Source organism: Acinetobacter sp. YH01006 (genome assembly GCF_013420445.1).
GTDB lineage: Bacteria > Pseudomonadota > Gammaproteobacteria > Pseudomonadales > Moraxellaceae > Acinetobacter > Acinetobacter pseudolwoffii.
Genome location: NZ_VOYB01000003.1, coordinates 107,597 through 125,960 on the forward strand (window position 1 = coordinate 107,597; position 18,364 = coordinate 125,960).

An 18,364-nucleotide genomic window follows, 5' to 3' on the forward strand; every position below is an offset into this window, starting at 1 on the left:
ATGAGTGATGAAAATAATTTAGCGATTCGGGTACAAGGACGTTTAGGCATTATCAGCCTGGACCGCACCAGTCATTTAAATGCCTTAACCCTGCGGATGATTCAAGGGATTCAGTCACAACTAGATCAGTGGCGCCATGATCCAGCGGTGCAAGCGATTCTGATCAATTCTAACAGTCCCAAGGCATTCTGTGCCGGAGGAGACATCCGTTATCTGTATGACAGCTATCAGGCAGGCAATACCCAATATCAGGATTTTTTTGCCACTGAATATAGCATGCTGAGCACACTGCGCAATTTTCCAAAGGCTGTCATCGTGATGATGGATGGTTATGTTCTGGGCGGTGGCTTTGGTCTGGCTCAAGCCTGTCATATTAAAGTGAGCAGTGAAAAATCACGCTTTGCCATGCCAGAAACCGCGATTGGATTTTTCCCGGATGTGGGAGCCACCCACTTTCTCTCCCGACTGGATGATGTAGGCATTTATATGGCGTTGACAGGGGAGCAGATCAGCAGCAGTGATGCGCTATATCTGGATCTGGTCGATTATCATGTTCCGAGTGAAAATTTTGCTGAACTGGAAACCGCATTGATTGCTGCACCGGTATTAAATCAGATTGAAATCCAAAAAATCATCAGTGCGTACATTACCCATCCGGTAGAAAGCGAGTTGCAAAAACGTGCAGATCTGATTAGTCAGCATTTTGGCCATCCAAACCTCGATGAGATCGAACAGAGTTTGGCACATGCAAGTAGCGCCACCGATCAGGAGTGGGCCAATAAAATGCTGGTCATCTTGCAGCAACGTCCAGTCATGGCCAAGCAAACGAGTCTGAAGTTACAGCAGGCCGGACAAAACTTATCGCTGGAAAAATGTATGCAACTGGAGCGAGATCTACAGGATGTCTGGTTGGAGCAAGGCGACTTTATTGAAGGTGTACGTGCACTGATTATTGATAAAGATAAAAATCCACAATGGCAAACCGATAATTCGAAATTTGAAAAAACGCTGGAAAAACTCTGGCCGGTTTGGACTCAACAGCGCGTAGAAAATACATATTAAAGATTCAGATTAAAAACCCTCTCATACGCAGTAATGAGAGGGTTTTTCGCCGAGCTTTCAACATAGGATTTTACCCTAACTTCCTATTATTAATGGGATTTTTTCCTTTTCTTGCCACCGCCATCTTGCTTGTTGACAGTAGACCAGGCAATACGTCCGGCTTCCTCCTCAGAATGACCGCGTTCTTTTTCGCTTTCTTCAATATGTTCGGCCTGCCGTTTTTGTTTATCGGTATAGGCGGATTTGTCACCTCTAGGCATATTGCTGTCCTCATCAAGGTTGGCTAAAATTACTATAACAATGACCTGTTTCTATGGCGGTAAATATCTGTCATGTATTTGTTGAAATTATTTTATAAAACCAGCATCTTTTAAGTGATAGGAAACCTGAAGAATAAATGAATGAAGATAACGGTTCTCACTGACTGTTATCTTCAAATTCTAATTAACCGTTAATGATACTGCCTCCATTAACATGAATGACTTGACCGGAAATATAACTGGCTTCTTCACTCGCTAGAAATAAATACGCAGGTGCGACTTCACTAGGCTGGCCCATCCGACCCATGGGTGTCTGTTTACCGAACTCTTTGAGCTGTTCTTCATCAAAACTGCTTGGAATGAGGGGAGTCCAGATGGGGCCGGGTGCTACGCCGTTGACCCGGATCCCGGTTTTATTTTTTAACAAACTGGTGGAAAGACTGCGGATAAATGTGGTGATGGCACCTTTGGTACTTGAGTAATCAATCAGTTCATCATGTCCATGATAACTGGTAATACTTGTGGTATTAATAATGCTGTCACCTTCTTGCATGTGCGGAATCACAGCCTGAGTCAAGTGAAACATCGACAGAATATTCACATTAAAGGTCTTAAAAAGTTGCTCAGGAGAAATATCGCTAATACTTTTCTGCGGATATTGAACCCCGGCATTATTGACCAGAATATTAATGGTTTTAAATTCCTGAAGCGTCTGCTCAACCATTTTCTTGATTTCATCTTGATCTTGTAAATCACACTTGATCAGTAAACAACGCCGTCCTGCATCCTCTACCATCTTTCTGGTATCTTGAGCATCCTGATCTTCATCCAGATAACAAATCACAATATCAGCACCTTCACGGGCAAACAAGACCGAGACTGACCGACCTATACCGCTATCGCCACCTGTGATCAGGGCGATTTTACTTTTAAGTTTATCGCTACCTTTATAATTCGGTTTGATGACTTCCGGTGCAGGATCCATTTTGGTTTGCACACCAGGTTGATGATCTTGAGTTTCAGTTGAAGCAGGGGTTTCAGGATAGTTATTCATGTTTTCCCTTTTTCTGTACAAAGTTTAGAAATATCTTAGAGGCTTTCTAGCTTTATGCATTCGGTCTCAACATTTAATAACAGAATGCATTCGAGATTTATCAATTATTCATAGAGCTGTGATTGACATGATTTTAAGTAAAACTAGATACCGCCATTGTCTAAATCTTAATAGAACAGAATACCGCCTATGGTTTACAGCATTCTATCTCTCACATTTTGAGCAACCATTTCTATCATAGCTTTTATGTCCTTTTAGGATATAGCTTTATATTTAATCAAACATCTGAAATTATTGAATAAATTAGTAATTATTATATTCATTAAAATTTATCTAAAGAGCAAGTAGATAAAACTTTTGTGAAATTATCTAATTAACAAATAGCAAAAAAATGCTTTAGATATTGCAAAGCTTAAAAAGCAGCAATATTGCAAACTATATCTCTTTTCATTTAACACGTTGTTTGGGGTAATTGATTATGTCTTCTGATAATAAAAAGTTATCCGCAGATTCTCAAAATCAAATTAGCTATGACAGAAAATATGTTCATTAGGATACTCAGCATCGTGAATATAATTTTGCAGATTCACGATGCTGAGCTGTGGCAACAACTGAGGTTGCGTAGGCCACAGTCTTGGATATTCTATTTAACATAATATACATTATACGAAATCAGTCTTGTTACTCACCATTCAAAATGTCTATATTCTCACCAATAAAAATGTCTAGTTTATGATGGTTTAAACATCATGGACTGGATATGAAATATAGATGCTGATCACTATGTCTGACAAAGAAATTCAACGTCTTGCTGTTCTGCAAGACGTTCGAGATCATCGTATTACACAAGTCCGTGCTGCTGAAATCCTTAATCTTTCAACCCGTCAAATTACCCGGTTATTACAGAAGCTCAATCAAGATGGTGTTTCAGGTATGGCGCATGCCAGCCGTGGTCAACCTGGCCATCGTCGCCATGATGATTTATTAAAATCAAAATGTCTTTCCATTATTTCCGAACATCTGCTGGGATTTGGACCTACCTTGGCATTTGGATTGGCTGCAGATATTGCCTTTAAACGGCATGGCAAAGTAGTCATTACAGAACGTGATCCTTGGGCCATGCGCGGTTATGAATTATATGGTCAGGTCGCTGAATCGGTGGGTTTGACCTGGGGCGGCCGCTGGAAATCCATTAAAGATTTCGGACATACTGAATATCGTATGCCCGGTTTAAAGAAAACTGCTGAGATGGCGCATCAACTGATCCATGAAGGTCAATTACAGGTACATACATTACATCCGTAAATATTACTTAATTAAGGAATGCTTGCATGTATTTAATGACTTCATCTGGTTTTTCACCATGTAGCCAATGACCGGTATTTTCAATAACTTCGATTTTTGCCTGAGAAAACTGTTCATTAATTGCTGCAAAATGTTCTGGTTTTGAGATATAAAAAGAATCACCACCACGCAGAAATAAGGCTGGCCGATTAATTTTTTCGACCTTTTCCCAAGCCATAATATCTGGATAATGATCAAATAAAGCCTGAACATTAAACAGCCACTGCCCTTTATTAAAGGATTTTAATAAAAATTGAATCACCATTTCTTCATGAATATATTTACGCATAATTTTTGCTGCTTCCAGTCGTGAAGCAACATTTGCTTGCTGTACTGCAAATAAGGCTTTAAAAATTTCAGCATGATGACTTTCATGATATTGGATCGGTGTAATATCAAGCACGATGAGTTTTTCAGTCTGTTCACGAGCTAAATCTGCCAGTTTCATAGCAATTTTCCCACCCATAGAATGTCCAACAACGACAAACTTATGAACATTTAAACTGGATAAAGTTTCCAATACATCTTCTGCCATGAGCTGATAGTTAATATCAGAGCTATGACCAGAAAGACCATGATTACGCACATCAATTTGGATCACGGTTCTCTGTTCAGAAAAATGTCGAGCCAATACTCCTAAATTACTCAAACTACCAAATAAACCATGAATAAAGATCATTGGAGATACTGTTGAAGTTTCATGATGGTGTAATTGATAGTTAAGGATCATTTGAGAATTCCGTGATTTCTTGATTTAAATGTTAATAGTGGGTTGATATTGAAAATTAATCAATTGCCAAATTTTTAAAATAAAAATTTACTTAGGCTATTTGTAGCAGGTTGATCAATTTGCTTAGGCTAAATTCATCATCAGATTAAAAGTGTTCAAAGCTTAATTATTAATTTGAATTAAAGAAAAATGCCCCATCAATATAAAAGACGATCTAATACATTTTTAAAATAGCCTTGGGATTAAGAGAAATCGCACCCATATTTTATTTTTAATTTCAGAATAAGGATGATACTAGAACAAATAGATTACCATCCCACTACTTTTTCAAAGTTAGCCCATTATTTTGTATAACAGAAATTTGTACATACATTCCTTTTTTCGTTTTAGAGCATGTAATAAATTAACAGGGATATTTGCCGCTAAAATATATAAAATACTTAGGCTATTTTATAAATACAACAGGATTAGTTTTGTAGCATAAATATAAGATATAACTTCACTACCCTGCTTGGAATACCATTCATTTATATAGGAGGACAAAATTCACGCTATTCGTTATGAAGTCATTTCTATAATGCTTATGTGTGACATGATCAAGCAACAATATTATGCAGTATTAAAAGATCTCTCGACAAAGCTTAGAAAAATATTAAAGTTTAATTATTAAATTATAGTTATCAATTTTCTTATTTCCCGGATATATCCCCGGGATAATGAGTAACAATCATGTTTATACTTTAGTTTAACTTTACAAAAAACCCTACAGATAGATGCATCTTATTTAAGATGATATTTTTTGGTCAAAATCCAGCCAAGATTAAAATAATAATATTCTCTTTATTTTCATTAATGCGTGATGAGAAGAAGTACCACTCGCCCTATTCAACATCCCTATTTTTACAGAATAAGGTGGTGGTCATTCCTGATTTACTCAGGCTCTGATCCTGTCGATCAAGAAAACTTTTGGCGACCATAGCCATCATGGGCGCCATATCCAGATTGTTATTTTCTTCAGAAACTTTTTGAATGTCCTGATAGGCTTTCAGTCGATTACAGAAAGCCTGACGTTGGGTTTTGGCATCGGCCTTTGGATCATCTTCATCTAAAATGTGCTTGGTTTCATTGACGATTTTAGTCTGTTCTAAAATAAACTGGTCATACGCACTTTGTGAAAGTGGTTCTGCAAAGACCATGCTATTCAGTAAGAATAACAATCCTGCACAAATGAAAGATGATTTTTTTAGCATTTAGATTTCTTCTTTCCAGACATCTTCATAATCATCGGCATCAATCATGAAACGAAAACCTGTTTCCAGAGCAAGATATGGTAATACTTCTGGTGCGATGTCCTGTAATTCACGTACGGTCATCGTTTCAAAAGCATCTTCACTTGAAGGTTCTCCGCCATAAATATACCAGCTGATATTTTCCGCTGTCTCAGGCTTTTTACGAATACCAACTATCGGATCCTGCTTTAAGGTATGTACGGCCACAGCAACAACATCATCACCCGTGACTTCAACATAAGCTGAGCCTACTTCTTCACAAAGTAACTTTTGCTCTGCGATCAGTTCTTGTAAAGGTGATAGATTTTGCGTGTTTTTCGACATTCGATATTACTCATTTATTTGCATTAGCACGCTATTTTAACTGAATTTTAGCAATGCTGATGAGGATTTCGTCGAGATGTTAAAATATCTGCGCTTAAAATTGTTTAAGCGCAGATATGAATTTCAGGCTTATTTGAAAATTTTAAAACGCTCTTCGTCCGCAAGATAATCTTTGGCATGTGTTTCGCCTTCGATTGAACCAAAGACCAGCTGTGCGCGAAGCTTCCAGTTGGCTGGAATGTCCCACTCAGCATGCACCTGCTCATCTACGATCGGATTATAATGCTGTAAAGATGCACCTAGGCCTTCAGTATGTAATGCTGTCCATGTGGCAAATTGCGCAATCGCAGTAGAATGCTCTGCCCAGATGGGGAAGTTATCCGCATAAGACGGGAATTGCTCCTGCAACGCTTGTACCACTGTTTGATCTTCAAAAAACAGTACCGTACCTACACCAGCAGCGAAGCTGGCCATTTTAGCAGTGGTTTTTGCTGCACTTGCTTCGTCTTTTGCATAACTTTTTAATTTATCTGCAACGATGCCCCAAAACTTTTCATGTTCTGTGTTGAATAAAATGACGGCGCGTGAAGACTGAGAATTAAAAGCAGATGGACTTTGTTTAATTGCAGTTTGAATTAAATCAGTTAAACGTTCAGGAGATTGTTCAATATTCTTGCCAATGGCATAAATAGTACGGCGTTTAGTAATTAAATCTAAAAACTGATTCGACATTTTTAAAAATCCTGGGATATATCTTCGGGAAAATTGGAACCTTTAGCTATTTTTGTGAAGCACAGCTAATCAATTAAACTTTTAGCTTATCTAAAAATAAAACTTATATACATTAAAAAATAATAGACAGAATTACCAGGCTATTTGCTTGATATTTTTATATATTTTTTAGCTAAAACTAATTCTTTTCACCTATTTTTTAAACAAAGGTTAAAATTACTGCCCAATGAAAATACTTTAGGATAAATAGTGGGCTATCTTGCTCTGTTCTCGGGCGAAATTCTAGGAATCATTATTTTTATAAGGTTTATTTTTTGAAGATCCCTGTTAAAGAGAATCTAATAATATAGCTTAGGCTATTTCCAAGCATCTCCGATCATGAAGGAAAGCTTAGGCTACAGATAAAATTAATCCCCCAAGAATGGAGGACTAATTTTTAGCAATGAAAACTATAAACTTAAATTAAAATTTTGCATTCAAAACTTGAGCTGATACTTTACTTTTCCACAGCTCACGTAGTGTCGGTAAATAGAATTTCTCACCTAGTTCAACCAGTTCTGCATCGATCAGTGCATGCATTTCGTGCATAAACAGATAGTCCAGTTCAACTGTACTTAGTTTTGACTGCTGCTTTTGATAGTCCTTACGCTTTTGCTGGGCTTGTTTAACCAAACGATCCGCAAATGCTTTATCTTTAAACTGGCTAATCGCCTTTAAACGCAGTTCAATAATGCCCCAACCGGTTAACAACATTTGGAAAGTCTCAAAGTCACCGCTGGTCGACTCCCAAGACATTTCTTCCAGATTTTCATCATCTGGAAGCACCGGCAAAAGAAGTTCCATGACACTTGGAAAAATCTTTTTAAAATTCAGAATAAATTTAACAGGATGCTCACCTGGATAATCCTTGAATTGCACCTTTCTTTGAACATCTGTTAAATAAATATCAAGCATAAAACAATCATCAGTGGTTAATCTCATCGAGATCTATTGTACGCAACTCTGCCTGAGATAAAAACCACTGCTGACGATTCCATGATAAAACAGGCTGAAAGATTGAAAATAAAAGCCTTAAACGCTTTATTTTGCATTTGGTGAGACCATCTGTTCAGGACGTACCACCTCATCAAACTGTTCAGCCGTGACTAAACCAAGTTCAACAGCCACCTGCTTTAAGGTTTTAGCTTCTTTATAGGCAGTTTTAGCAACCTTGGCTGCATTCTCGTAACCAATCACCGGGTTTAATGCAGTGACCAGCATTAATGAGTCATGCAAGAAATGATCAATCTTGTCACGGTTCGGCTCAATACCTACGGCGCAGTGATCATTGAAACTATTACAGGCATCGCCCAAAAGCTGGATGGATTGCAGTAAGTTATAGGCAATCACAGGCATAAACACATTCAGCTCAAAGTTACCCGATGCACCTGCCACATTAATCGTGGTGTCATTTCCAAGCACTTGCGCCACCACCATGGTCATGGCTTCACTTTGCGTCGGATTGACCTTACCCGGCATAATGCTTGAACCCGGTTCATTTTCAGGAATACGCAGTTCACCAAATCCACAACGAGGCCCACTGGCTAACCAACGAATATCGTTGGCAATTTTATTTAGGCTGACTGCAAGGGTTTTTAATGCGCCTGAAGCAAATACCGCAGCATCACGGCCGGCCAAAGCTTCAAATTTATTTGGAGCAGTGACAAATGGTAGACCTGTCAGCTTCTCCAGTGTCTCTGCGGCCTGAACTGCATAATCAGGATGGGCATTTAGACCTGTACCAACAGCCGTCCCGCCCAATGGCAATTCATACAAACCCAGTAAAGCTTGCTGTAAGCGAATCAAGCCATGATCAAGTTGGGATACATAACCACTAAATTCCTGACCTAGGGTTAAAGGTGTCGCATCCTGTAAATGCGTCCGGCCAATTTTGACAATATCGGCAAAGGCTAAAGATTTTGCATGCAAGGTATCGCGTAGACGGGTAAGCGCTGGAATAAGAAGTTGATTAATCTGCAAACTCGCTGCGACATGAATCGCAGTTGGGAAAGAGTCATTGGTCGATTGGGCACGGTTGACATGATCATTTGGATGAACCGGTTTTTGCGCACCTAAATGATTGCCCAATTTTTGATTGGCAATATTGGCTATCACCTCATTACAGTTCATATTACTTTGCGTGCCTGAACCGGTTTGCCAGACCACCAGTGGAAACTGGCTATCCCACTGCCCGCTAATCACCTGATCTGCTGCATCCACAATATAGCCCGACAGCTCTTGAGGAATCTGATCCAGTTTAGCATTGGTCAAGGCTGCAGCTTTTTTTACCAGTCCCATTGCACCAATCATTGCCCGTGGCAAGCGTTCATTGCCGATCTTGAAGTTTTGCAAGCTACGCTGGGTCTGAGCGCCCCATAAAGCCTCACTCGGTACAGCCACTTCGCCCATGGTGTCATGTTCAATACGTGTTTGCATGTTCAACCTCAATTTTTTACATATCGCTGATTTTAAAAGCATCTATCACGATACTTTGCTAGATTGATTAAAAGTAATCGATTATATTAAATATGTAAATGATAATTATTATCAAATATTTTTTACTTATCTCATTTACTGTCCTCTCAGTATATTTTGATAAAATAGCCATTCATCCTCAAGCATCTTTTTCAGTGAACGCTGCGGTTGCCAATGCAAAATCTGCTGTGCCTTTTCAATATTCGCGCCTAGCTGGTCAAGCTCTGCATGAGGATAAGGCAAGGCATCGACTGTTCTAATTGCAGACTGGGTCACTTCTGCCAGTTGATCCAACAAATCCTGTATCGAAATGAGCGTTCCAGCAATATTGAAGGCTTCACATTTTAATTCCTGTTGTTGCCATAGCCACTGCAAGGATTTAATCACCGCATCACAACTGTCTGCCACATGCAGAAAACTCCGCTCTACTGTTCCATCCGCAGTATAAGCCTGACGGCGTAATTCCAGATATTCGCGCTGCTGCGCAGCGACCTGCATTGCCAAAGGCACAATATTTTTCGGTAAAGGTGGCACCGCCTCGCCTAGGACACCATGCTCGAAGGCGCCGCTAATATTAGATAGTCTTAAGATGGCAATGCGCCACTCGTTATCTGTTTTGACAGTATCCCGAATAATTTCCTCAACCATCTGTTGCGATTTAATATAGGGATTGGGATAAGTATAGTTAAAAGGTAGATCTTCATTGAGATCCGTACCGGATTGTCCATAGACTGCCAGACTGGATAAATGCACCAGATGCCGTACGCCGGTACGTTGCATGGCGCGCATTAAGCTCATAATACAGCTGACATTATCATTATAATATTCAAGGGGTTTTAATACTGATTCTTCTAGCGACTTAAAACTGGCAGCATGTACTACAGCCTGAATCGAATGCTGTTCAAATACTTTGTTTAATGCAGGCGTATTGCGAATATCAATTTTGATAAAAGGCACATACATCCCGGAAATATATTCAAGTCGCTCCAGCGTCTGCAAGTTGGCATTGGCCAAATTATCGACCACAATGACCTCTAATCCTTGTGCTAACAGACTTAAAGCAATATGTGAGCCTAAAAAGCCTAATCCACCCGTCACTAAAATCATTGTATACTACCTACTTTCTGATGAAGCCCAGATCAAGCTGTTGCTATTGATCAAGCCTGTAGTGAATTTCGATGAGCACCTTAATTCTTGTTACCTCCGCACCAACTTCTATTTATGCCTGGCATGCCCTTGGTTTGGCGCAGGCATTACACAACAAAAACCAAGAATTCCGCGTATTCTTTTATCAGGACGGCGTGTCGGTCGCAAATGCACTGCAATGGGTGCCCGACGATCAACGTCATCTTACACATGCCTGGCAAGCACTCAATATTCGCCTACCGGTCTGTGTAAGTGCAGCACTGGCGCGAGGGATTACAGATCAGGACAATGCTCAACGTCACAATATTCAGCAGCATAATCTGGCGGATGCCTTTGAATTGGTCGGTTTAGGTGAACTTGCCGATGCTGTTCAATCCTCACAACGTCTGATTCAATTCTAGATGTTCCATTTTTTAGAATGTGTTGCTTTTCCAAGGAATCTTGTGTGAAATCTGTACTTGTTATATTAACCCAAGCCAATCTGACCAGCCTGCAAGTGCATGAAAGCCTGTCTGCGACCATGGTTTTGGCGACATTTGGTGCGGAAGTGAAAGTTCTGCTACAAGGTGCAGGCCTTAGTCTTCTACGCTCAGAACTGCAATTTGATCAGTTACAACATGCCTTTAAACTGGCATCGAATATGGTCGACAGTTTTGAGTTTTATGACCTGACTCCAATTCTGATTGAACAGAAAAACCAAAACTCGCCCTTTGTGGCTCAGAGCGAACAAGAGATTGAATTTATTGAGCTAAGCCCAGCGTTTATTCAAGGCTTTGATCATGTGCTGTATTGGTAAGGAATAAAGGATATATAAAATGTCAAATCACACACTTTATCTGATCCAATCGAACTATGCGGCAACGGCGCAGACTCTGGAACAACTCGCTCAAATTTATACCCCAGTTGATCAGATCGTACTGATGGGTGAAGCCGTATTACAGCTGGAGCATTCATTTCTACAAAATTTGCCGCAAATTTACATGCTGGAAAATGATGCAGAGCTTTTGACACAGCCTTTGTCGGTTCAAGTCAAGCTTGTCAATTTTGCCGATTTTGCAGATCTTTGCCTCGGGTTTAATCGCTGTATTTCAATGAAATAATCAATGAGTTAAATATGAATTTAGAACTGGATCAAGATGGTCATCTGATCGATTACACCATTTGGAGTGAAGAAGTCGCGCAAGTCCTGGCCAATAACCTGGAACTGAACTTAACCCCGTGGCATTTTGAAATTCTGCAAGCAGTGCGTCAGTTCTATCAGCAGTTTGGCCATTCACCGGCCACACGTCCCTTAATTAAATTCCTAATGAAAACGGTTAGTGCTGACATCAACAATGCCATGCTTCAGGAAAAGTTTAATACGGGTCTGGTCGCGCGGCATTTAAGCCGTTTGGCCGGCGTACCCAAGCCTGCGAATTGTTTATAAAAGTACGCTGTCTTCAATACTTATATCTAAACGCCTGAATTCTCATTTGGGCTTTTTTATGAAAGCAATTTTCACATCTAAAATAATAAAAGATCTTCGTGGCTTGAATTCGTCAACTTCGGATTTGTTCTAAGGTTCGCAAAGCCCGATGCAATTCATGATCCATTTCAGGCAGAACCTTAATCAGAAAATCAATTTGTGCTTTCGCTTCGGCCTTGCTCACCAGTTGGGCCTCTACCAGTTTTTGCTGCTGAGTGATCAACAAACTGACTTGGTGAGGATCTGGTCGTTGTCCCTCACTTAAAGCGTTAATGATCTGAGTAAAGTCCAGATATAACTGTTCTTGTTGCTTTGATAATTCGCTTTGCTTTGCAACCGTATCATTCTGTTCCTTATTCGTAGTTTGACTATTCTCAGGAGAGTTAACAGATATATAGCTTGCCGATTTTTCAGCTGGCAGGACCGGATCAGAATGGGTCTGATCAGTAAAATTCGTCCGATAGATTTCTTGTCGTACCTGATAGCCAATACCGACTAAAGTCCCAAACAATAGCAATCCGAGTATTACATAGAACAGAATTGTTTTATCATTCATTTTTATGTCCTCAGCTAAAGAAAGACAGCCTTTATCAAAAAGCTGTCTTTTTCGCTCATCGACGATTGACTACGGCGTTGACCAGTCTGCTGGTGCATATCCAATCCGGACGCGTTGTGGATGATTTCCTACCGGCACACTCAGCACTTTATTGCCTGTGGCAAAATCAATCACTGTGACTACATCTGTTTCACTTTCTGAAATTACACAGCTACGACCATCCGGGCTTCGCGTTGCCCAATAAGGTTTACCTGCAGAAATCAGTTTCCCGGCTGTCAGTGTTTTGCGATCTACAATCGTAGCGTAGTTATCCATCGTACCGGCGACACAGAGCTTTTCACCATCCGCACTGATTGATAGGCCATGATGGCGTGAATCATTCACCCATTTGGTTCGGTCTTTCGGGATACTGTCACTGCCAGGGAGCTGTCCGATCCGGCTAATCTTGTTCTGATTCAGATCGTACTCAATCAGCCCATTAAAAAATGAAACCTGGGCATACAGTTTGGTTTCATCCTTACTAAATACAATTGGTCGTACTGAGTTGGATAAATCTTTACGACCAAATGCATCCAGTGCAGGTCTGAAGTCAATTTTTCTTAGCACCTGATGCGTGTTGGCATCTGCGATAGTGATAAAACGCTTACCTTTAGTAAAGTCTTGCCACTGTGCATCCATCGAGGTTTCAACATTGCCGATGGCAGAGTTCAGGATCTTGTTGCCGCCATCGAAGTAAATGTTTTCATGCGGTTTATCGCCAGTGCTGAAACGGCCCAACTCTTTACCGGTATGGATATCCAGTACATGCACCACATTCCCTGAAGATGCAGAAACAGCAACCCGTTGTCCATCTGGTGATACCGCCATATGGTCGGCACGGAAACCTTCGACTGACGTCCGCCAGTTAATCTTGCCGGTTTTGATATTAATTGATACCACATCGGCGAAACTTGGGCGTGATGCAACGACTGACTGTCCATCTGGTGTCGAGTACATATCATCCACCAGCTGGTCATTGCCTTCACCGGCTGTAGCCTGAATGTAAGTATAAGCAATCAGTTTGATTGGATTCAGGTGAATTTCTTTAAGGCGCTCTTTCCGGTCAGGAATCATGTTAATGACGCCAATTTTGCCAAAATCACCCGATGGACGAATCACGGTTACCGTGCCATCCCAGTTATTTCCGACAAAGAAAACCTGCTGTGAATTGGCAGGTGCAGCTGAAGGTGCAGAAGCGGCCTGTACACTCGGCAACGCAGATAGAATCACCATCGCAGATAATGTCAGACAGAACCGTGGCCATTTTTTATTTTGAATTTGCATCCATTATGCTCCGCATAATAATTTATATTTTTGTTTTCATTCCTTGTTGTGTACACAGTCCGGCTGTGTTTTAACTTATCTAATATACAAACGTATAAAATGATTTACTGTTATTTCCGACCAAAAAAATATGCAGCTATTTTAAATCTATCACTTCAGGTTCTATAAATTTAGGTGATCATCGTGCTTCGATCTTATGTATCCAGCACATCGACAAACTGTGCATTGAGCACTTTGGCAAGATCAGCCGGCTTTAATCCAATATCCAAGCCTCTTTTACCGCCACTGACATAGATCTTATCCAACTGTTCTGCGGTGGCATCAATCACCGTTTTTAATCGTTTCTTTTGACCAATGGGACTGATTCCGCCAACCAGATAGCCGGTCAAGCGTTCTGCATGTTTAGGATCTACCATCTGGAGTTTTTTGCATCCTACGGCCTGGGCTACTTTTTTCAGATTGAGTTGATGATGTACCGGCAATATAGCAACAAAATACTGTTTATCATCCGTGACTAATAAAGTTTTAAAGACTTCTTCCACCGAAAGCCCTAATTTTTCAGCAGCTTCTAGCCCGAAACTTTTGGCATTGGCATCATGTTCATATTCATGAATGCTGTATTCGATTTTATTGGCTTTTAATAGTTTGCATGCAGGGGTCATAGAAAGTCTTGTTTGAGATGGATCGCATGATTATATAAAGATTAGCTCAAGAAGTTAATTTAGATGAGGCAACTATAGAGCAAATTTTACTTTAAGCTCGTATTCCGCTTCAATCAGGCCTATTTAGTTCAATCATTACGCTCTTCAATACTTTTAAACTTTTCTTGAAAAGATGATGGTGCGCAAAATTGCAACAAATGTATGCGTTTTTGCCACTATCTAAGCGTTAGGCAATTAATGGCTTCACTATATAGAAGACTTGAAGATGAACACATTCGTCACTTCGCCCATCTATACACATGAAGCATATAGGTCGAGCGTTTTATCTTAAACCTGCTGAGATTCAACCTTTATATCTGGAAGATGAAGTACATTCTTGTGCAGTGTCTGTCATGAATACTTGAATTGAAAGTGATGTAACTAATTCCAATCTATTGGAAAAACAGACCTAGAAAAATCCAAGTAAAATAAGAGAAAACATCATTAACATATTGTCTTATCTTATATTTTTAAATTTTCATCACGTTTTGAGAATCGGTCGATAGCTTATATATAAAGAGGATAATCAGCACAACTCTAAAGTCAGAATGTAAAGAGTTTTCTATGCTCTAGAAGTCGAACATTGCGGTAAAATCAGCCAGACAACTCTTGCTCAAAACTAAAAATATCACTAAAAGGAAGAATTTAGCGTTAACATGAAGATACAGTTACATAAAGGATATTAACTGTTTTTGCCAATTGGGTTTAGAATGAAAATAATCTGAATACCCAGCGAATTGTAATTTTTTAACATTGCCAAATCTCTGCAAAGTTTTCATTATAGCGCCACTGTTTGCTATATGCTTTCTACGTTAATTCAAAGAAATTATAAATAGTAATGTAGAAAATCATGCAATAATAAGCAGAGTTTGCAGACATCTTGCAAACAAACCCCGATACTTTTTAATTGGAGCATGCTGGATGAGTTCGACCATTTTGGTTATTCATGGACCGAATTTAAACTTGCTTGGGAAGCGCGAACCGGAAGTTTATGGTCACCTTAGTCTTGACGATATTAACCAGCAACTGATTACTCACGCTCAAAAGGCCACATTACAACTCGAAACGTTCCAAAGCAACTGGGAAGGTGCCATTGTTGACCGAATTCATCAAGCTCAGCAAGACGGCGTTCAATATATCATTATTAATCCGGCAGCATTGACTCATACCTCTGTTGCGGTTCGCGATGCCCTTCTTGGCGTTGCCATTCCTTTCATTGAAGTCCATCTGTCTAATGTGCATGCACGTGAGGCATTCCGACATCATTCGTACTTGTCCGATAAAGCCATCGGCGTGATTTGTGGTCTAGGTGCAAAAGGCTATGCTGCTGCCCTCGACTATATCATTGAAAAAATACAACCTTCTACACAATCTTAATTAGGAATACTGTCTCATGGATATCCGTAAAATCAAGAAACTCATCGACTTGATGATTGAATCTGACTTACAGGCGATCGAAGTTAAAGAAGGCGATCAATCGATTGCATTAACTCGTCGTAATCCAGTGGTTGCAGCAGCTGTTCCTGCGATGCCTGCACCAGCAGCCGAAGCGCCAGCAGCAAAATCTCCTCGCGGTGCTGTTGAAACTTCACCAATGGTCGGCGTGTTCTATGCAGCACCAAGCCCAGGTGAGCCGACCTTTGTTAAAGTTGGCCAGACCGTTTCTGCAGGCGATACGCTCGGTATTATCGAAGCAATGAAAATCATGAACCCGATAGAAGCAACTCAAAGCGGTGTGATTGAAGAAATTCTGGTGAAAAATGGTGAAGTGATTCAATTCGGTCAACCACTTTTCCGCTACCGCGCTTAATCACCCCGGGGATTTATAATGTTGCAAAAAGTTTTAATTGCAAACCGTGGTGAAATTGCGTTACGCATCACCCGTGCTTGCAGAACTTTAGGGATCAAAACTGTAGGTGTCTATTCTGACGCAGACAAGGACCTGATGCATTTACGTTTCTGTGATGAAGCAGTATGTATCGGCCCTGGTGCGAGCAGTGACAGCTACTTGAATATTCCTGCGATTATTACAGCTGCTGAAATTACCGGCGCAGATGCAATCCATCCTGGTTATGGTTTTCTCGCTGAAAATGCTGAATTTGCTGAAATCGTAGAAAATTCTGGTTTTATCTTTATCGGTCCACGTCCAGAACATATTCGTTTAATGGGGAACAAGGTTTCTGCCATTATTGCCATGAAAAAAGCGGGTGTACCAACTGTACCGGGCTGCGACCATGCCGTAACCATTCACAATGCACTCGCTGAAGCGAAAGAGATCGGTTTCCCGCTGATTGTCAAAGCTGCTTCTGGTGGTGGTGGTCGTGGTATGCGTATCGTCGAAAATGTCGACACCCTGCTGGAATCTGTTCAGGCTGCACAGCGTGATGCGGAAATGTGGTTTGGTGATGATACGGTCTATATGGAGCGTTTCCTGCAAAAACCACGTCACGTTGAAGTACAGATACTGGCTGATGGTAATGGCCATGCGATTCATCTCTATGATCGTGACTGCTCGCTACAGCGTCGCCATCAAAAAGTACTGGAAGAAGCGCCAGCACCGAATCTACCAGAGCAAGCACGTGCCGATATTCTAGAAGCCTGTGTCAATGCCTGTAAACTGATGCAATATCGTGGTGCAGGTACATTCGAATTCCTGTTTGAAGATGATGGATTCTTCTTCATTGAAATGAATACGCGTGTTCAGGTTGAACATCCGGTAACTGAAATGGTGACCGGTATTGATATTATCGAACAGCAATTGCGTATTGCTGGTGGCTTAGGTCTGGATATTCAGCAAGAAGATGTCAAGGTTTTAGGACATGCGATTGAATGCCGTATTAACGCAGAAGATCCATCAACCTTCTTGCCTTCACCCGGCAAGATTGAGAGCTTCTATGCACCAGGCGGCGCAGGTATCCGCTTAGACTCGCACATCTACCCAGGCTATAGCATTCCGCCGTATTATGACTCGATGATCGCCAAACTGATTTCGCATGGCAAGGACCGTGAGACGTCTATTTCTCGCATGAGAAATGCCTTGGAAGAAATGATTTTGACTGGTGTTAAAACCAATATTCCTTTGCATAAAGATTTAATCCTTCAGGATAAAAACTTCTGCAAACAGGCAATGGATATTCATTATCTGGAAAAACATTTGTTAAAGCAGCTTGAAGGTGCTGAAGACAAAGCTTAAATCAAAGCTCATAAAAAAACCGCTGTCATTCAGCGGTTTTTTTATGTTGATGACTCATTTATGGTAATACACGTCTGAGTACCGCAAAGCATTGCTCGGCCTTGTCATTGGCACAGAAATTAATCGTGTACGGATTTTGCCATTTCACAAAATACTGGGAAATTTCACCGGATTGATCAACCTGATTGCCTGAGCAGTCTTTCTCATTATTATCATATTTAACCTGAAGAATCAGTGCTGGAATCTGAACAGTCGGATCCTGTGCAGGCTGATAGTCATATAATCCTGAAGTCCACTCTTCACCACTTTTAATTACGACATTATTATTGCTTTTAAAATTATAATATTCGATACATTTTTTATTATCCGGAATTTCCATCCCCCACAATCCCACAATTTCAGGACGGGTTTTCACGGTAAATGTATTTGGGATTTCAGCAGCCTTAGCAGAAACTTCCGCTGGTTTTTTATTTTCTGTCGCCATTAGCCAAGGTGAGCTCATGAGTAAGATAAGGCTAAGACATATTTTTTTCATATTTACCGGCATCGTTTTAACAATTGATTCTAAGTTAGCATATTTTTTCAGAATCGTATCCCACTCTGGAGCAGTTTAAATCTGAGTCCATAAAGTTTTTATCATATTGTTTAAAAACATGGATTTCTTTTCCAGT

General features: G+C 40.4%; 22 protein-coding genes. 9 read left to right on the forward strand and 13 right to left on the reverse strand.

What is annotated here, in order from left to right:
• Complete coding sequence (locus FTT73_RS03585) at window positions 1–1,062, forward strand: enoyl-CoA hydratase/isomerase family protein (protein WP_005096872.1); 1,062 nt, start codon at window positions 1–3, stop codon at window positions 1,060–1,062.
• Between the two features lie 89 nt (window positions 1,063–1,151).
• Here the strand turns inward: FTT73_RS03585 and FTT73_RS03590 are convergent, their stop codons facing one another.
• Together FTT73_RS03590 and FTT73_RS03595 are read right to left on the reverse strand one after the other, a co-directional pair.
• The gene (locus FTT73_RS03590) at window positions 1,152–1,322 is read right to left on the reverse strand and encodes a hypothetical protein (RefSeq protein ID WP_180191024.1); all 171 of its coding nucleotides are present in this window, start codon (window positions 1,320–1,322) and stop codon (window positions 1,152–1,154) included.
• Between the two features lie 184 nt (window positions 1,323–1,506).
• A complete protein-coding gene (locus FTT73_RS03595) occupies window positions 1,507–2,376 on the reverse strand; it encodes an SDR family oxidoreductase (protein WP_180191025.1) in 870 nt (289 codons plus the stop codon).
• 771 nt (window positions 2,377–3,147) lie between these two features.
• Between FTT73_RS03595 and FTT73_RS16295 the strand changes: the two genes are divergently transcribed.
• Window positions 3,148–3,681, forward strand: a complete 534-nt coding sequence (locus FTT73_RS16295; RefSeq protein ID WP_257220451.1) for a M15 family metallopeptidase — start codon at window positions 3,148–3,150, stop codon at window positions 3,679–3,681.
• Between the two features lie 7 nt (window positions 3,682–3,688).
• Here the strand turns inward: FTT73_RS16295 and FTT73_RS03610 are convergent, their stop codons facing one another.
• From FTT73_RS03610 to FTT73_RS03640, 7 genes are all read right to left on the reverse strand, one after another.
• A complete protein-coding gene (locus FTT73_RS03610; protein WP_180191026.1) occupies window positions 3,689–4,450 on the reverse strand; it encodes an alpha/beta fold hydrolase in 762 nt (253 codons plus the stop codon).
• An 881-nt stretch (window positions 4,451–5,331) separates the two neighbouring features.
• Window positions 5,332–5,700, reverse strand: coding sequence for a hypothetical protein (locus FTT73_RS03615; RefSeq protein ID WP_180077448.1), 369 nt, complete (start codon window positions 5,698–5,700; stop codon window positions 5,332–5,334).
• Entirely contained in the window at window positions 5,701–6,063 is a 363-nt protein-coding gene (locus tag FTT73_RS03620; protein ID WP_005171032.1) for a hypothetical protein, read from the reverse strand.
• 129 nt (window positions 6,064–6,192) lie between these two features.
• Entirely contained in the window at window positions 6,193–6,795 is a 603-nt protein-coding gene (locus FTT73_RS03625; protein ID WP_180000770.1) for a nitroreductase family protein, read from the reverse strand.
• Between the two features lie 462 nt (window positions 6,796–7,257).
• The gene (locus FTT73_RS03630; RefSeq protein WP_100355114.1) at window positions 7,258–7,749 is read right to left on the reverse strand and encodes a hypothetical protein; all 492 of its coding nucleotides are present in this window, start codon (window positions 7,747–7,749) and stop codon (window positions 7,258–7,260) included.
• Window positions 7,750–7,875: 126 nt separating this feature from the next.
• Window positions 7,876–9,270: a class II fumarate hydratase gene (fumC, locus tag FTT73_RS03635; protein WP_180191027.1), complete on the reverse strand. Its 1,395-nt coding sequence runs from the start codon at window positions 9,268–9,270 to the stop codon at window positions 7,876–7,878.
• Between the two features lie 135 nt (window positions 9,271–9,405).
• The gene (locus FTT73_RS03640; protein WP_074382815.1) at window positions 9,406–10,416 is read right to left on the reverse strand and encodes an NAD-dependent epimerase/dehydratase family protein; all 1,011 of its coding nucleotides are present in this window, start codon (window positions 10,414–10,416) and stop codon (window positions 9,406–9,408) included.
• A 71-nt stretch (window positions 10,417–10,487) separates the two neighbouring features.
• Between FTT73_RS03640 and tusD the strand changes: the two genes are divergently transcribed.
• The 4 genes from tusD to FTT73_RS03660 are packed head-to-tail and all read left to right on the forward strand — an operon-like array spanning window position 10,488 to window position 11,881.
• Entirely contained in the window at window positions 10,488–10,856 is a 369-nt protein-coding gene (tusD, locus tag FTT73_RS03645; protein ID WP_005096839.1) for a sulfurtransferase complex subunit TusD, read from the forward strand.
• A 44-nt stretch (window positions 10,857–10,900) separates the two neighbouring features.
• Complete coding sequence (locus tag FTT73_RS03650; protein ID WP_005096837.1) at window positions 10,901–11,251, forward strand: hypothetical protein; 351 nt, start codon at window positions 10,901–10,903, stop codon at window positions 11,249–11,251.
• A gap of 19 nt (window positions 11,252–11,270) precedes the next feature.
• Window positions 11,271–11,555, forward strand: a complete 285-nt coding sequence (locus tag FTT73_RS03655) for a hypothetical protein (protein ID WP_180191028.1) — start codon at window positions 11,271–11,273, stop codon at window positions 11,553–11,555.
• Between the two features lie 14 nt (window positions 11,556–11,569).
• Window positions 11,570–11,881: a TusE/DsrC/DsvC family sulfur relay protein gene (locus FTT73_RS03660; RefSeq protein WP_005171043.1), complete on the forward strand. Its 312-nt coding sequence runs from the start codon at window positions 11,570–11,572 to the stop codon at window positions 11,879–11,881.
• Window positions 11,882–11,993: 112 nt separating this feature from the next.
• Here the strand turns inward: FTT73_RS03660 and FTT73_RS03665 are convergent, their stop codons facing one another.
• The 3 genes from FTT73_RS03665 to ybaK all read right to left on the reverse strand — a co-directional run bounded on the left by FTT73_RS03665 (window position 11,994) and on the right by ybaK (window position 14,461).
• Window positions 11,994–12,476 carry a hypothetical protein gene (locus FTT73_RS03665; RefSeq protein WP_180191029.1) on the reverse strand — a complete coding sequence of 161 codons (483 nt, stop codon included), beginning with the start codon at window positions 12,474–12,476 and terminating at the stop codon, window positions 11,994–11,996.
• 69 nt (window positions 12,477–12,545) lie between these two features.
• On the reverse strand, window positions 12,546–13,799 hold the full coding sequence (locus tag FTT73_RS03670) for a YncE family protein (RefSeq protein WP_005266472.1): 1,254 nt from the start codon (window positions 13,797–13,799) through the stop codon (window positions 12,546–12,548).
• Window positions 13,800–13,993: 194 nt separating this feature from the next.
• Window positions 13,994–14,461, reverse strand: coding sequence for a Cys-tRNA(Pro) deacylase (ybaK, locus tag FTT73_RS03675; protein WP_180191030.1), 468 nt, complete (start codon window positions 14,459–14,461; stop codon window positions 13,994–13,996).
• A 960-nt stretch (window positions 14,462–15,421) separates the two neighbouring features.
• Here ybaK and aroQ point away from each other — a divergent pair.
• Genes aroQ through accC form a run of 3 tightly spaced genes read left to right on the forward strand, consistent with a single transcriptional unit; the run spans window position 15,422 to window position 17,693 of the window.
• The gene (gene aroQ, locus FTT73_RS03680; RefSeq protein WP_180191031.1) at window positions 15,422–15,877 is read left to right on the forward strand and encodes a type II 3-dehydroquinate dehydratase; all 456 of its coding nucleotides are present in this window, start codon (window positions 15,422–15,424) and stop codon (window positions 15,875–15,877) included.
• Window positions 15,878–15,893: 16 nt separating this feature from the next.
• The gene (gene accB / locus FTT73_RS03685; RefSeq protein WP_005107117.1) at window positions 15,894–16,310 is read left to right on the forward strand and encodes an acetyl-CoA carboxylase biotin carboxyl carrier protein; all 417 of its coding nucleotides are present in this window, start codon (window positions 15,894–15,896) and stop codon (window positions 16,308–16,310) included.
• Between the two features lie 18 nt (window positions 16,311–16,328).
• The gene (gene accC / locus FTT73_RS03690; protein WP_180191032.1) at window positions 16,329–17,693 is read left to right on the forward strand and encodes an acetyl-CoA carboxylase biotin carboxylase subunit; all 1,365 of its coding nucleotides are present in this window, start codon (window positions 16,329–16,331) and stop codon (window positions 17,691–17,693) included.
• Window positions 17,694–17,751: 58 nt separating this feature from the next.
• Here accC and FTT73_RS03695 read toward each other — a convergent pair whose 3' ends face one another.
• Window positions 17,752–18,195: a hypothetical protein gene (locus FTT73_RS03695; RefSeq protein ID WP_005096827.1), complete on the reverse strand. Its 444-nt coding sequence runs from the start codon at window positions 18,193–18,195 to the stop codon at window positions 17,752–17,754.
• Window positions 18,196–18,364 lie beyond the last annotated feature (169 nt).